The sequence below is a fragment of the Roseobacter sp. HKCCA0434 genome, assembly GCF_032464675.1.
GTDB lineage: Bacteria > Pseudomonadota > Alphaproteobacteria > Rhodobacterales > Rhodobacteraceae > Pontivivens.
The window spans coordinates 204,979-220,373 of sequence record NZ_JAWDKL010000002.1 but is presented as its reverse complement, the minus strand read 5'-3'; the positions used below and the strand labels follow the sequence as shown (position 1 = coordinate 220,373).

The window sequence follows — 15,395 nt, the reverse complement described above, 5'->3', positions numbered from 1 at the left end:
CATGTTGACGAGAGTCGTGATGCCCCGCCAAACAGCCCCCGCAATACACCCTACAGGGTTAGTCGCTCAAAAAAAGGCCTGAAGTCCAGTCTGTGCGCGTCCCAGGATCAGCGCATGCACGTCATGCGCGCCCTCGTAGGTGTTCACCGTCTCCAGGTTCTGCGCGTGGCGCATGACGTGGTACTCCGCCTGGATCCCGTTGCCGCCGTGCATGTCCCGGGCCAGTCGCGCGATGTCGAGTGCCTTGCCGCAGTTGTTGCGCTTGACGAGCGAGATCATCTCCGGCGCCGCGCGCCCCTCGTCCATCAGCCGCCCGACGCGCAAGGATGCCTGCAGGCCCAGCGCGATCTCGGTCTGCATGTCGGCGAGCTTCTTCTGGAACAGCTGCGTCTGCGCCAGCGGCCGCCCGAACTGGAGCCGGTCGAGGCCGTATTGCCGGGACCGATGCCAGCAATCCTCCGCCGCGCCCATCGTGCCCCAGGAAATGCCGTAGCGTGCCCGGTTGAGGCAGCCGAACGGGCCCTTGAGCCCCTCCACATTGGGCAGCAGAGCGTCTTCGCCGACCTCGACCCCGTCCATGACGATCTCGCCGGTGATCGAGGCGCGCAGGGAAAGCTTGCCGCCTATCTTCGGCGCGGAGAGCCCCTTCATGCCCTTCTCCAGCACAAATCCGCGGATCTTGCCGCCATGCGCCTCGGACTTGGCCCAGACGACGAAGACGTCGGCGATGGGCGAGTTCGAGATCCACATCTTCGCGCCGTTCAGGATATAGCCGCCATCGACCGGCTTGGCGACGGTCTTCATCCCCGCGGGGTCCGATCCCGCATCCGGCTCGGTCAGGCCGAAACAACCGATCCATTCCCCGCTCGCCAGCTTCGGCAGGTACTTGCGCCGCTGCTCCTCCGATCCGTAGGCGTGGATCGGGTACATCACCAGGCTCGACTGCACCGACATCATCGAGCGGTAGCCCGAGTCGATCCGCTCCACTTCCCGTGCGATCAGGCCGTAGCTGACATATCCCGCGCCCAGCCCACCATATTCCTCAGGCACCGTGGCGCCGAGCAGGCCCATCTCGCCCATCTCGGCGAAGATCGCGGGGTCCGTGCTCTCGGTGAGGTAGGCGTCCGTCACCCGTGGCAGCAGCTTGCCCTGCGCGAAGGCGCGGGCGCTGTCCGACAGCATCCGCTCCTCTTCCGTCAGCTGATCGTCCAGCAGGAACGGATCGTCCCACTTGAACGCGGCGAGCGAGGGGCCGTGGCCGGTCATCTGTCCGTCGGGCATGTCATGTCTCCTTTGCCGTCAGTATCGCCTGCCCCTGCGGCAGGGGCAATGCGGTCACGACTACCCCGCAGGTTTGGCAAGCCACGGCAGCACAGCCGAGAAATCCAGCCCCTCACCGTCCTGATCCACGAACCGCTCGTAGATCTCGGTCGCGCGTGCGCCCATGGGCGTGATCGCCTCCGCCGTCTCCGCCGCCTGCTGGCTCAGCCGCAGGTCCTTGAGCATCAGCGATGCGGCGAAGCCGGGCTTGTAGGCATTGTCCGCCGGGCTCTGCGGCCCCACGCCGGGGGCGGGGCAATAGGTATTCATGCTCCACGACTGCCCCGACGAGGTGCTGACCACATCGAACATCGCCTGCCGGTCCAGTCCCAGCTTGTCGGCCAGGGCGAAGGCCTCGCATGTGCCGATCATGGTGATGCCCAGAATCATGTTGTTGCAGATCTTCGCCGCCTGCCCGTTGCCCGAGCCGCCGCAATGCACCGCCTTCTGCCCCATGATGACGAAGAGCGGCTTCGCTGCGGCGAAGGCCTCGTCCGAGCCGCCGGCCATGAAGGTCAGCGTGCCCGCCGCCGCCCCGCCGATGCCGCCCGAGACCGGCGCGTCGACGGCGAGCAGGCCAGCCCTCTGCGCCATCTCCGCGACCTCCCGCGCGCTTTCCACATCGACGGTCGAGCAGTCGACGAATACCGCGCCGGTCTGTCCCGCCTCCACGATCTCGCCGTAGACGGCACGCAGGATCTCGCCATTGGGCAGCATGGTGATGACCGCGTCGCGCCCCCGCGCGGCGTCGGCCGCAGAGTTGACCGTTTCGACGCCCTCCACGGTGACGCCCGCCACGTCGAAGCCTGCGACCTCGTGGCCTGCCGCCACCAGGTTGGCCGCCATCGGCGCGCCCATGTTGCCCAGTCCGATGAATCCGATCTTCATGTCTCTCTCCCCGTTGCGCCAACCATTGCCGGTGCGGGGAACGTCAGTTCGTCCGCCCCCAACGGCATCAGCATCTGCGTGACCCTGACCTGCGGCAGGTCCTCCAGCCGCGCGACCGCCCATTGCGGATCGCGGTCCTTGTCGATAACCGCCGCTCGGACACCTTCGAGGAACTCGCCCCGCTCCATGCATCGTGCGGTGAAGCGGTATTCGAGCGCCAGCGCATCCTCCATCCGGCCTAGACTGCGCGACCGGTGGATCGTCTCGACCGCCGCCGCGACGGCCAAAGGCGCGCCCTTGCGCATCTTCGCCAGCGCCGCCTCCTCCCACGCGCCACCCTCATGGGTCAGGGAGCGGACGATATCCATCGCCGTCTCGCCGCCGAAATGCCGGTCGATCTTCTCCATATCCGCCTGCAGCGGGCCCTTCTCAGCAGGCTCCGCAAACTCCTCGATCGCATCGATCCCGTCGGTGCAAAGCGCCGTCTTCAGCGCCTCGATCCGCTCGGCGGGCACGTAGGTGTCGGCAAAGGTGGCGAAGATCGCGTCCCCCGGCCCCATGCGTGCGCCCGTGGTGCCGAGATATTCGCCCAACCGCCCCGGCGCGCAGCCCAGCATCATCGAGCCGCCCACATCCGGGATCAGCCCGATCCCGCATTCGGGCATCGCCACCTGCGTCCCGTCCGTCACGATCCGGTGCGAACCCAGAGCCGAGACCCCGACCCCGCCCCCCATGACGAAGCCGTGCATGATGGCGACATAGGGTTTCGGGTAATTCCAGATCAGCGCGTTCAGCCGGTACTCGTCCGCCCAGAATTGGCGGCCATAGGTGAAGTCACCCGCCCGCCCGGTCTCGTAGAGCTTCTGGATATCGCCCCCCGCGCAGAAGGCACGCTCGCCCGCGCCGTCGATCAGCACCAGCTCGACCGCATCGTCCTCGCGCCAGTCGAGAAGCTGCGCTTCGATCGCCAGAACCTGCTCATGCGTCAAAGCGTTCAACGCCTCTGGCCGGTTCAGGGTGATGTGGCCCGCGCGGCCCTCGATGCGGAAAAGGGTGTCGGTCATCAGATCTCCTGCAATCTGCGTTTCAGCCAGGCAATTCGGGACGGCCGGCAGTTTCTAGATGATCCGAACAATAACCCGCCCTGTGTCGAAATCATTTCCATGAAGATGGCCACACTAGTCGGCGCAAAAACAAAAAATCCCAAGATGAAGCCTATAAATTTTAAACTACCGTGAATTAGTGAAAACGCGAGCGCCACAACAAATGGTGCAACGACGGTTGGAATTATCAGTCTCAACTCTCTTAGAGGGCCCCGCTTCTCTGACGATATATGCAACTGGTGCAGCCTGAGCTCCTGCTCGTATGCGCGCCGCCAGAACGCATCGGAGCATCGACGCCACAGAAACCACGCGTGCAACATCACCCGTTCCCCCGATCGGCCAGCAGTTTGCGCGCCACGATCAGGCGCATGATCTCGTTCGTGCCTTCCAGGATCTGGTGTACGCGCAGGTCACGCACGATCTTCTCGATCCCGTAATCCTCCAGGTAGCCATAACCGCCATGCAGTTGCAGGCACTCGTTCGCCACGTCGAAGGCCGCGTCGGTCACGAACCGCTTGGCCATCGCGCAGAACTGGGTCGCGTCCGGCTCCGCCCGGTCGAGCTTCCACGCCGCCTGCCGCAGGAACACACGCGCGGCCTGCAAGGCGATCTCTGCATCGGCCACCCGGAATTGCAGCGCCTGGAACCGGTCGAGCGTCTCGCCGAAGGCCCGCCGCTCGCCCATATAGCCCAGCGTCCGCGTCAGCGCCCCCTGCGCGCCACCCAAGCTACAGGCGGAGATGTTGAGCCGCCCGCCGTCGAGCCCCTTCATCGCGATGGCGAAGCCCTGCCCCTCAGCCCCGATCAGGTAGCGCGCGGGCACCCGGCACTCGTCGAACTGGACCTGCGCGGTGGGCTGCGCCTTCCAGCCCATCTTCCGCTCCTGCCCGCCGAAGCTGAGGCCGGGCGCGTCCTTGGGCACCAGCAGGGTGGAAATGCCCTTCGGCCCGGCCGTACCCGTGCGGCACATCACGACATACCAGTCCGAGAAGTCGCCGCCCGAGATGAACGCCTTGGTCCCGTTCAGGACATAGTCGTCACCGTCCCGCCGCGCCGATGTCTTGAGCGCGGCCGCATCCGACCCCGACCCCGGCTCGGTCAGGCAATAGCTCGCCACCGTGTCGAAGGCGGCAAGGCCGGGAAGCACCTCGGCCCGCAGGTCGTCGCCCGCGAAACTGTCGATCATCCAGGCACACATGTTGTGGATCGACACGAAGGCCGCGACCGAGGGGTCGCCCAGCGACAGCCCCTCGAAGATCAGCGCGGCGTCGAGCCGCGACAGCGCCGAGCCGCCATGATCCTCGCCGCAATAGATCGCGCCCATGCCCAGGGACCCGACCTCGGCCAACAGGGAACGGTCGAGCCCCGCCTCCTCCGCCGCTGCTGCCATCGGCGCCAGCCGGTCCCGCCCGAAATCGGCGGCCATCTCCGCGATGGCGGCCTGTTCCTCGGTCAGAGAAAAGTCCATCAGCCAACCTTTCCTGCGCCGTTCCCGCGAAGGCAGGAACCTCGACCGATCAGATGTACCACGTCGAGGTTCCGGGTCTTCGCCCGGAACGGCACCGTCCTCACTTCATCGTCGGGATGACGAACTCCGCGCCGTCCTTGATCCCGCTCGGCCAGCGGGCCGTCACGGTCTTGGTCTTGGTGTAGAAGCGGAAGGCGTCCGGCCCGTGCTGGTTGAGATCGCCGAAGACCGATTTCTTCCAGCCGCCGAAGGTGTGATAGGCCAGCGGCACCGGGATCGGCACGTTGATACCCACCATGCCGACATTAATCCGCGCAGCGAAGTCGCGCGCCGCGTCGCCGTCGCGGGTAAAGATCGCGGTGCCGTTGCCGTATTCGTGGTCCATCGCCAGCGCCAGCGCTTCCTCATAGCTCTGCGCCCGCACGGTCGAAAGCACGGGGCCGAAGATCTCCTGGCGATAGATGTCCATGTCGGGTGTGACATGGTCGAACAGGCAAGCCCCGTGGAAGAAGCCATTCTCGTAGCCCTGCATCGTGAAGCCGCGCCCGTCGACGACCAGCTTCGCCCCGGCATCGACGCCGGATTGCACCAGCCCCTCGACCCGCGCCTTCGCCTCCGCCGTGACCAGCGGGCCGAAATCGGCATCCTCGGATGTATAGGGCCCGATCTTCAGCGCCTCGACCTTGGGTGCCAGCTTCTCGATCAGGCGGTCCGCCGTCTCGTCGCCCACCGGCACCGCGACCGAGATCGCCATGCACCGCTCGCCCGCCGCGCCAAAGCCCGCGCCGACCAGCGCGTCCGCCGCCTGGTCCATGTCCGCGTCGGGCATGATGATCATGTGGTTCTTCGCCCCGCCGAAGCACTGGACACGCTTCCCGTTCGCGCAGCCACGTTCGTAGATGTAGGCGGCGATGGGGGTCGACCCGACGAAGCCGATGGCGGCGATCCCTTCGTGGTCGAGGATGGCGTCCACCGCCTCCTTGTCGCCATTGACCACCTGCAGGATGCCGTCGGGCAGCCCTGCCTCCTGCATCAGCTCGGCGAGCATCAGCGGGACGGAGGGGTCGCGCTCGGAGGGCTTGAGGACGAAGGCGTTGCCCGCCGCGATGGCCGGGCAGAACTTCCACATCGGAATCATCGCCGGGAAGTTGAAGGGCGTGATCCCAGCCGCCACGCCGACCGGCTGGCGCATGGAATACATGTCGATGCCCGGCCCGGCCCCGTCGGTATACTCGCCCTTCAGCAGATGCGGCGCGCCGAGGCAGAACTCCGCTACTTCCAAGCCCCGGATCACGTCGCCCTTGGCGTCCGGGATGGTCTTGCCATGCTCTCGGCTCAGCGCCTCGGCCAGCTTGTCCATGTCCCGGTGCAGCAGGCGGATGAATTCCATGATGACGCGCGCGCGACGCTGCGGATTGGTCGCCGCCCAGGCGGGCTGTGCCGCGGTGGCGCCCGCGACCGCGCGGTCCATCTCCTCGCCATTCGCGAGCGGAACCTTCGCCTGCACCTCGCCCGTCGCGGGGTTGAAGACGTCCGCGAACCGGCCCGAGCTCCCTTCGACCCGCTTGCCGTCGATGAAATGATACAGCGTTTCCATGCGCCCTCCCCGAAGCGTCCTTTCTGAACTTGCGTTCAGTTCTAGCGCGGCGGAAACGTGGCGTCACCCCATTGCAGGAGGGGGATGATCTTGGCACCCCGCCCTGGCCGAGCCGCACAGGATGATGGCGGGTCGAGGAGGGCGAGGCGCCGGGATGCGGCGAGGCCGCGCCCGCTATCTAGAGGGCGTTCGTGAAAGATCCATGAAGGAAAGCCGGGTTTTCTAGAGGTCGTAGAGCGCCCCGAACTTCCGCTCCAGATAGGCGATCAGCGGCGCGCTCGTCACCGGGCCGCCGGTCGCCTGCTCCATCAGCTCGGGCGCATCCATAACCGAGCCATGCCGGTGCACCTTCTCGCGCAGCCAGCCGATCGCGGCCCCCGTCTCCCCCCGCGCCAGGTCGTCGTCGAGACCCGGTAGATCGCCTCGCATCCGCTCGGTCAGCGCGGCGGCGTAGATGTTGCCGAGCGCATAGGTCGGGAAATAGCCGAATAGGCCCACCGACCAGTGCACGTCCTGCAGCATCCCGTTGGCCGGGTCCGTCACCTCGCGCCCGAAATCGGTGACGAAGCGCGTGTTCCACGCCTCTTCCAGATCGACGACCTCCAGCTCGCCCTCGATCAGCTGCCGCTCGAGGTCGAAGCGCATGAGGACATGCAGGTTGTAATGCACCTCGTCGGCCTCGGTGCGGATGAAGCCGGGCTCGACCCGGTTCACGGCGGCGTAGAACGCGTCCTGGTCCAGCCCGATGCCGAAGGTCTCGACCATCCGCCCGTGCAGCCAGCCGCAGAAGGCGCGTGACCGGCCCAGCTGGTTTTCCAGCAGGCGGCTCTGGCTCTCATGCACGCCCATCGAGACATGCCCGCCCGCAGGGGTCAGCGCCAGCGCCTCGGGCAGCCCCTGCTCGTAGACGGCGTGGCCGACCTCGTGGACGGTGGAATAGAGGCAGTCGAAGGGCCGTGCCTGATCGACCCGCGTGGTGATGCGCACGTCGCCCAGCGTGCCCATGCAGAACGGGTGGGTAACGAGGTCCATCCGACCCGCTTCCCAGTCGTAGCCGAAGGTGCCGGCAAGCTCCCGTGCCAAGGCCATCTGTCCTTCGGCGGCGAAATCGCCCTCCAGCGCCTGCACCTGTCGCCCGCTGCCCGCGATGCGCTCGCGCAAATCTGACAGCGGCGCGCGCAGTGTGCCGAGGATGTCGATCAGCGCGTCCGTCTTCATCCCCGGCTCGAATCCGTCGAGCAGGGCATCGTAGCGGCTCTCGCCCTCCAGCCGCTGCGCGTCGGCCTGTTGCCGCTTCAGATTCACGATCTCGCTCAGCACAGGCAGGAAGGCGCCGACATCGCTTGCGGCGCGGGCCCTGGCCCACTGCCCCTGCCCCCGACTGGTCGCGACGGCCAGCGCCTCGGCCAGATCGGCGGGCATCTTCTGGTTGCGGAGCCAGTCGCGCCCAATGCGCGCCACGTTGGCTCGTTCGACCTCGTCCAGCGCGCTCTCGTCGATGTCAGACAGCCACTCGCCCACGCGGGGGTCGGTGGCGCGGGAATGAAGCACCGCGGCGAGTGCGCCGACCTGCTGCGCGCGCTGCTCGGCCCCTTTCGGAGGCATCATCGCCTCTTGGTCCCACTCGATCATGCCGCGCACCTGCGACAGTGCCTCGGTCTGCTTCACATGGGCGATCAAATCATCATAGGCCATGTCTCTCACTCCACCCAGCTTACGCCGGTCAGGTCGATCGCCTGGGTCGGCGCATTCTCCCACAGGCCCCGCAGCCGCGCATCGGCCACGCCGGTCTTGGGCAACTGGAACAGGAATGCGTTGACATAGGCCTCCGCGATGTGGCGCTGCGCGTCCTGCAACCTCTCCCGCCGCTCGGTCGGATCGGTGACGAGCGCCAGGTCCTGCACGATGGCGTCGAAGGCCGGGTCGGCATAGCCGAAATAGAAATCGTCTCGGGCGTAGATATCGATATCCATCGGCTCGGTATGGCTGACGATGGTCATGTCGTACTCCCGTTTGGTGTAGACCGTCTCGAGCCATTCGGGCCAGTCGAGCGTGCGGGTCTCCACCTCGATCCCCACCTCGGCCAGCTGCTGCACGACGATCTCCCCGCTTCGCTGGGCGTAGGCAGGCGGCGGCAGCGTCAGCTCCACCGAAAAGCCATCGGGGTAGCCGGCACCTGCCAGCAGCTCCCGCGCCGTATCCGGGTCGTGTGCGGACAGGTCGGTCAGGTCGACATAGGCGGGGTGATGCGGCGGGAAGTGGCTGCCGATGGGCGTGGCGTAGCCTTCCATCGCGCCTGCGATGATCGCATCGCGGTCGAGCGCCACCGCCACCGCCTTGCGCACTTGCATGTCGTTGAAGGGCTCGGCCGCGTTGTTCATGGCGAGGATCGTCTCACCCTCGGTCGTGCCGGTGATGACCTGATAGTCCGGATCGTCGTCGAAGCGGGCCAGCGCCTGCAGTGCCGGGAAGTTCGGGAAGGCATCGACCTCCCCGGCCTCCAAGGCGGCCAGCGCCGCCTCCGGGTCGGGCAGGAAGCGGAAGGTCGCGGATTCCAGCGCGGGCAAATCGCCCCAGTAGTCGGCGTAGCGTTCCAGCTCGATCCGCTCACCCGGCACCCACTCGGTCAGCCGGAAGGGACCGGTCCCGACCGGCATCCGCGCGTTGTCGCCCGCGCTTTCCTCCGCCACGATGACGGCATCGCCCCAGGCCAGTTGAAACGGCAGGTCGCCCGAGGGCGCGGCGAGCGTCAGGCGCACTTGCCTGGGGCTGAGCACCTCGACCCCGGCGATGTTCGCGAAGAGACCCGCCTGCGCGTTGGTGCTGCCCTCCGCCCGCGCGCGGTCGAGGCTGAAGGCGACATCCTTTGCGTCGAAGGGCGTGCCGTCGTGGAAGGTCGCGTCCTCGACCAGCGTGAAGGTCCATTCCAGCCCGTCCTCGCTGGTGCTCCACGCCCGTGCCAAGGCCGGCTGAATCGCGCCGTCGGGGCCGAAGCGGGTCAGCCCCTCGAAGACGTTGGCATAGACGACCTCGTCCGTCGCGCCCGCCGGACCAGTCGTTGGGTCGAGGCTCGGCGGCTCGACCTGCATCCCGACGCGGATGCTGGTGCTCTGCGCCTCGGCAGCCCCCGCCAGCAGCAGGGCGGCGAGCGTCAGGGTCATGCGGATCATCTGGACCTCCTCGAGGGGACGTGCCCCGTTCGAGGGGATAGATGGTGCACCCCGCGCGGGAGGAAAGCGACGGTCAGAGCGAGGCCGCGGCCCGGCTCGCCTGATCGTAATGGCCCGAGAGGGTGCGCAGGTTGGTCGCCATCTCCCGCAGGTTCTCGCCCGAGATGTCGAGGCGGCCCAGCCCTTCGAGAAGGCATTGCGCGCGGACCTTGCGATAGCGGTCGCACAGCGCCGCGCCTGCATCGGAGGTGGTGTAGAACACCTCCTTGCCCCGTTTCTCGGAGGAGAGCAGTTCCATCTTCATCAGCTTGCGCAGGGCGTAGTTGACGGTGTGGGTGTCCTCGATGTTCAGGAGGAAGCAGATGTCGGTCAGGCGCTTCTCGCGCGCGCGGTGGTTGACGTTGTGCAACACGAGGATCTCTAGCGGGCTGAGCTCCTTGTTGCCTGCCGCGGCCATGCAGCGGGTCATCCAGCGGCTGAAGGCGTTCTGCGCGATGATCAGGCCGTATTCGAACTCCGACGCCTCCCATCCCTGTCCGTCCGCGAGGTGGCGGGAGGAGACGATGCGGCGGCGATCGGGGGTATTTTCTTCGGTCATGTGGCGGTCTTTCGCTGACGATTTGTCAGCGAGACTAGACTGCGGCGGGCGGGCTGTCACGGCGGATCAGGACAGAAGCCCTGACCATTTCCCCGCGGGGAAACCCCCCTCGATCTCCCCACGGGGTCGGATCGCCTAGCCGGTATAAGCCGCAAGTGTCGCGGCGGTGCCGGTTTCGGTAATGTCGGTCAGTTTCTTTTCGAAACTATTGGCAAAGGTCGCATTGTCCACCAGCCCTCCGAACACCGCGCGGTAGCCGAGGAAGGCCGCGGGATCCGTCGCCGCCGCGCGCGCCCGTTCCGCCAGTTCGGCCGCGTTCGGGTCGTCGAGCGCGATCGGCGTGCCGTCATCGGCGACACCCTGCGCGTAACGGCACCAGAGCGCGACTTCGAGCGCGAGGCCCTCGATCCCCTCACCCTTCGCCAAGCGGTCCTTGATCGTGGGCAGGATGAACTTCGGCTGGCGGTTCGAGCCGTCGAGGCAGAGCCGCGCGATCGTGTCGCCGATGCGCGGGTTGGAGAAGCGGGCGACGATGGCGTCAAGATAGTCGGCATAGTCCACGCCGGGAATCGGGCCGAGGGTCGGGATCACCTCCCGCTCCACCAGTGCGCGGAGCCAGGTGGAGATGCGCGGATCGGCCATCGCCTCGTGCACGAAATGATGGCCGAGCAGCGCCGAAGGATAGGCGATGGCTGCGTGGCCGCCGTTGAGGATGCGCAGCTTCATCAACTCGTAGGAGGCGACATCTTCGGTGAAGGTCACGCCCGCCTCCTCGAAGGGCGGCCGCCCGGCGGCGAAGCTGTCCTCCATCACCCACTGGCGAAACGGCTCGCAGGTGACGGGGGCCGCGTCGGCGATGCCGAATTCGTCGCGCACGAGAGCGATCTCCCGCTCCGACGTGGCGGGGGTGATGCAGTCGACCATCGAGTTGGGGAAGGTGCATCCCGCCTCGATCCACGCGGCAAGGTCCGCGTCGATCCGGCTGGCAAGGCCCAGCACCGCCTGTTTTGCGACATGGCCGTTTTCCGGCAGGTTGTCGCAGGACAGGATCGTAACCGGGCCGTGCCCGCCATCGCGCCGGTCGCGCATCGCGGCGACGATCAGGCCGAAAACGCTGCGCGGCGCGGCGGGCGCGGCGATGTCGGCCTGCATGTCGGGGTGATCGGCGTCGAAGCCGCCGGTCAGCGCGTCGACATAGTAGCCGCCCTCTGTGATGGTCAGCGACAGGATGCGGATGGCGGGATCGGCCATCGCGGCGCGGGTCGCCTCCGGCTCCACCGCGACGAAGTCGATCATCGGGCCGATGACGCGGGCGGACAGGCCGTCGGGGTCCAGTTCGACCACCGTGCTCATCCAGTCCTGCGCGGAGAGGAGCGTGCGCATTCGCGCGTCGCCCGGCCGGACCCCTGCCCCGACCAGTGCCCAGTCCTGTGCGTGGCCCGCCTCCATCAGCCGGTCGAGATAGACGGCCATATGCGCGCGGTGGAAATTGCCGACACCGACATGCAGGATGCCGGGCGTCAGCGCAGACCGATCATAGGTGGGGCGCGCCACATCGGCGGGCAGGTCGGTCAGGGTCTCGTCGGTCAGGGTCTTTGCCATCAGCTCATCCAGTTTCCGCCATCGACGTTGAAGCATTGGGCGACGACGTAATCGGCCTCGGACGTGGCGAGGAAGATCGCCATGCCCGTCAGGTCCGCCGCCGTGCCCATGCGGCCATAGGGGACCGCCTCGCCGACTTCGCGTTTCTTCTGTCCCGGCGCCTTGCCCTCGTATTTCGCGAAGAAGGCATCCACGCCGTCCCAGTGCTCGCCATCCACCACGCCGGGCGCGATGGCGTTCACGTTGATTCCGTGTTCGATCAGGTTCAGCCCGGCGGACTGGGTGAGGGAGATCACCGCCGCCTTGGTCGCGCAGTAGGTGGCGACCAGCGCCTCGCCCCGCCGGCCGGCCTGGCTGGCCATGTTGATGATCTTGCCGCCCTGCCCCCGGTCGATCATGTGGCGCGCGACCGCCTGCATCGTGAAGAGCGTACCGCCCACGTTGACGGCGAAGAGGCGGTCATAATCGGCGCGCTCGATCTCGACGATCGGTGCTGCGGAGAAGAGCGCGGCGTTGTTGACGAGGATGTCGATGTGACCGAGCGCCTCGGCCGCCTGCGCGACACCGGCGTCGATGCTGGCCTGATCGGTGACGTCGAGCGTGACGGCGACCGCGCCCTCCCCCAGTTCGGAGGCGGCGCGGCCGGCGCCTTGTTCGTTCACGTCGGCGATGGCGACGCGCGCACCCTCCGCCAGGTAGGCTCGGGCGAATTCGTAGCCGATGCCGCGCGCGGCCCCGGTGATCAGCGCCGTCTTGCCCGCGAGCCGCATCAGGCGATCCGAAGACCGTCGGCGCCGAAGCGGTGGATGTGCTGCGGCTCGGGCGTCAGGTGGATCGCGTCACCATGCTTGAGGCTGACCTCCCCGACCGAGCGGACGGTGATCGGATCCTCCACCCCGTCGACATGGACGTGGAAGAAGGTGTCGGAGCCCAGATGCTCCGATACGCCGACGGTGCCGTTCCAGACGCCCTCGGTCGGGGAGACGGTGATGTGCTCGGGCCGGATGCCGATGGTGTGCGCGTCGTGGCTGGCGGCGAAATCGCCGGTCAGGAAGTTCATGCGCGGCGAGCCGATGAAGCCCGCGACGAAGAGGTTGCGCGGGGTGCGGTAGAGCTCCAGCGGGGAGCCGACCTGCTCGATATTGCCTGCGCGCAGAACCACGATCTTGTCGGCCATCGTCATGGCCTCGACCTGATCGTGCGTCACGTAGATCATCGTGGTCTCGAGCCGCTTGTGCAGTTCGGAGATTTCCAGCCGCATGCCCACGCGCAGCGCGGCATCGAGGTTCGACAGCGGCTCGTCGAACAGGAAGGCCGCGGGCTCACGCACGATGGAGCGGCCGATGGCGACGCGCTGGCGCTGGCCCCCCGACAGCTGCCCGGGCCGCCGGTCGAGATAGTCGGTGAGGTTCAGAACCTCCGCTGCCGCGGCGACGCGCCGGTCCTGCTCGGCCTTGTCCATCCCGGCCATGCGCAGCGGGAAGGCGATGTTCTTGCGCACGGTCATATGCGGGTAGAGCGCGTAGGACTGGAACACCATCGCGAGGCCGCGCTTGGCCGGGGGCGTGCGCGTCGCATCCTGCCCATCGATCGAAATGACGCCGGAGGTCACGTCCTCCAGCCCCGCGATCAGGCGCAGCAGCGTGGACTTGCCGCAGCCCGAGGGGCCGACGAAGACCACGAACTCGCCGTCGTTGATCTCCAGATCCAGCGGCGGGATGACTTCGACCTCGCCGAATGCCTTGGTCACTTTTTCGAGCGTGATGCGTCCCATAACCCGTTTTCCTTATTTGACCGCGCCGAAGGTGAGACCGCGCACCAGCTGCTTCTGGCTGAACCAGCCTAGGATGAGGATCGGCGCGATCGCCATCGTGGAGGCCGCGCTGAGCTTGGCGAAGAACAGGCCCTCGGGGCTGGAATAGCTGGCGATGAAGGCCGTGAGCGGGGCGGCGTTGACCGCGGTGAGGTTGAGTGTCCAGAACGCCTCGTTCCACGCGAGGATGAAGTTCAGCAGCAGCGTGGAGGCGATGCCGGGAATGGCCATCGGCGTCAGGATGTATAGAAGTTCTTCCTTCAGCGTGGCGCCGTCCATGCGCGCGGCCTCCAGGATCTCGCCCGGAATCTCGCGGAAGTAGGTGTAGAGCATCCAGACGATGATCGGCAGGTTGATGAGCATCAGCACGATGATCAGGCCGATGCGGCTGTCCAAGAGCCCCAGCTTGATGAAGATCAGGTAGATCGGGTAGAGCACGCCGACCGCCGGAAGCATCTTGGTGGAGAGCATCCACAGAAGGATGTCCTTGGTCCGCTTGGACGGCACGAAGGCCATCGACCAGGCGGCCGGGATCGCGATGACGATGCCGAGGATCGTGGACAGCCCCGCCAAGAGGACCGAGTTCCACAGGAAGCGCATGTAGTTCGAGCGTTCCTGCACCACCCCGTAATTCTCCAGCGTCCAGTCGAAGAACAGGAAGACCGGCGGATTGGCGACGGCCTGCGCCTCAGTCTTGAAGCTGGTCAGGATCGTCCAGAGGATCGGGAAGAAGATCAGGAAACCGATCGTCCAGGCGACGAGCGTGTTGATCGACTTGCGACGGGTCGTGACTGCGCGGGCCATGTCAGGTCCTTCCTTCCGTGTTCCGGGCCTGACCCGGAACCTCGACGAGGCGATGAGCGGGGGCGGGGGTCCGGCGCGGGGCCGGAACGGCGATGGGGGTCATGTCACGCATCGAGGTTCTTTCCGACGATGCGCATCAGGAAGATGGCGACGATGTTGGCGAGGATGATGGCGTAGACACCGCCTGCGGAACCAAGGCCGACGTTCTGGCTTTCCAGCACCCGCTGGAAGATCAGGTAGGTCAGCGTCCGGCTGCCGAAGGCACCGCCCGTGGTCACGAATATCTCGGCGAAGATCGACAGAAGGAAGATCGTCTGGATCAGGATGACGATGGTGATCGCGCGGCTGAGATGGGGCAACGTGATGTGCCGGAACCGGCTGAGGGGGGCTGCGCCGTCCATCTCCGCCGCTTCCAGCTGTTCGCTGTCGAGCGACTGGATCGCGGTCAGCAGGATCAGCGTGGCGAAGGGCAGCCACTGCCAGGACACGATCATGATGATCGAGGTCACGGACGCATCGGACAGCCACGAGACAGGTTCGGCCCCGAAGAAGCGCCAGAGATGCGCGAAGAGGCCATTCACCGGGTCCATGAACATGTTCTTCCACACCAGCGCGGAGACGGTCGGCATGACGAAGAAGGGCGCGATCACCATGATGCGCACGATACCCGTGCCCCACATCGGCTGATCGAGCAGAATGGCGAGCAGGATGCCCAAGAGCACCGTGATGACTAGCACGCCACCGACGATGATCAGCGTGGTCTGCACGCTGGGCCAGAAGGCGCTGGAGGACACGAAGCGGACGTAGTTGTCGAAACCGGCCCAGCTCGGCGCGCGGTCGGGGCGCAGCGGGAAGTAGTTTCGGAACGAGAAGTAGAGCGTCATCACCAGCGGCACCAGCATCCAGCCGAGCAGCAGGACCACGGCGGGCGCCATCATCAGGCGGGCTGCGGATCTGGAATGTTGGGTCGCCATGGCGCAAGACCTCTCCGTTCGGGTCCCGAGGACCCGTGGAATTCTGTTCAGTCTAACA

At 66.6% G+C, this 15,395-nt stretch carries 13 protein-coding genes; all 13 read right to left on the bottom strand.

What is annotated here, in order from left to right; translation table 11 throughout:
* Positions 1–66 precede the first annotated feature (66 nt).
* Entirely contained in the window at positions 67–1,281 is a 1,215-nt protein-coding gene (locus RX333_RS02960) for an acyl-CoA dehydrogenase (protein WP_316013424.1), read from the bottom strand.
* Positions 1,282–1,341: 60 nt separating this feature from the next.
* Positions 1,342–2,208, bottom strand: a complete 867-nt coding sequence (mmsB, locus tag RX333_RS02955; protein WP_316013423.1) for a 3-hydroxyisobutyrate dehydrogenase — start codon at positions 2,206–2,208, stop codon at positions 1,342–1,344.
* Positions 2,205–3,272 carry an enoyl-CoA hydratase/isomerase family protein gene (locus RX333_RS02950; protein ID WP_316013422.1) on the bottom strand — a complete coding sequence of 356 codons (1,068 nt, stop codon included), beginning with the start codon at positions 3,270–3,272 and terminating at the stop codon, positions 2,205–2,207. Before RX333_RS02950 ends, mmsB begins: the two co-directional genes overlap by 4 nt.
* Positions 3,273–3,630: 358 nt before the next feature.
* Positions 3,631–4,779, bottom strand: a complete 1,149-nt coding sequence (locus RX333_RS02945) for an acyl-CoA dehydrogenase family protein (protein ID WP_316013421.1) — start codon at positions 4,777–4,779, stop codon at positions 3,631–3,633.
* A gap of 100 nt (positions 4,780–4,879) precedes the next feature.
* Positions 4,880–6,376 carry a CoA-acylating methylmalonate-semialdehyde dehydrogenase gene (locus tag RX333_RS02940; protein ID WP_316013420.1) on the bottom strand — a complete coding sequence of 499 codons (1,497 nt, stop codon included), beginning with the start codon at positions 6,374–6,376 and terminating at the stop codon, positions 4,880–4,882.
* Between the two features lie 222 nt (positions 6,377–6,598).
* On the bottom strand, positions 6,599–8,071 hold the full coding sequence (locus RX333_RS02935) for a carboxypeptidase M32 (protein ID WP_316013419.1): 1,473 nt from the start codon (positions 8,069–8,071) through the stop codon (positions 6,599–6,601).
* Positions 8,072–8,076: 5 nt separating this feature from the next.
* Positions 8,077–9,546, bottom strand: a complete 1,470-nt coding sequence (locus RX333_RS02930) for an ABC transporter substrate-binding protein (protein ID WP_316013418.1) — start codon at positions 9,544–9,546, stop codon at positions 8,077–8,079.
* Positions 9,547–9,619: 73 nt separating this feature from the next.
* The gene (locus RX333_RS02925) at positions 9,620–10,144 is read right to left on the bottom strand and encodes a winged helix DNA-binding protein (protein WP_316013417.1); all 525 of its coding nucleotides are present in this window, start codon (positions 10,142–10,144) and stop codon (positions 9,620–9,622) included.
* 135 nt (positions 10,145–10,279) lie between these two features.
* The gene (locus tag RX333_RS02920) at positions 10,280–11,746 is read right to left on the bottom strand and encodes a mannitol dehydrogenase family protein (RefSeq protein WP_316013416.1); all 1,467 of its coding nucleotides are present in this window, start codon (positions 11,744–11,746) and stop codon (positions 10,280–10,282) included.
* Positions 11,746–12,519 (bottom strand): L-iditol 2-dehydrogenase, encoded by a 774-nt coding sequence (locus RX333_RS02915; protein WP_316013466.1) that lies wholly within the window; start codon positions 12,517–12,519, stop codon positions 11,746–11,748. The genes RX333_RS02920 and RX333_RS02915 overlap by 1 nt, the downstream gene beginning before the upstream one ends.
* Positions 12,516–13,520: an ABC transporter ATP-binding protein gene (locus RX333_RS02910; protein WP_316013415.1), complete on the bottom strand. Its 1,005-nt coding sequence runs from the start codon at positions 13,518–13,520 to the stop codon at positions 12,516–12,518. Before RX333_RS02910 ends, RX333_RS02915 begins: the two co-directional genes overlap by 4 nt.
* Positions 13,521–13,532: 12 nt before the next feature.
* A complete protein-coding gene (locus RX333_RS02905; protein ID WP_316013414.1) occupies positions 13,533–14,363 on the bottom strand; it encodes a carbohydrate ABC transporter permease in 831 nt (276 codons plus the stop codon).
* A 104-nt stretch (positions 14,364–14,467) separates the two neighbouring features.
* Positions 14,468–15,337, bottom strand: a complete 870-nt coding sequence (locus RX333_RS02900) for a sugar ABC transporter permease (RefSeq protein WP_316013413.1) — start codon at positions 15,335–15,337, stop codon at positions 14,468–14,470.
* Between the last annotated feature and the right edge of the window lie 58 nt (positions 15,338–15,395).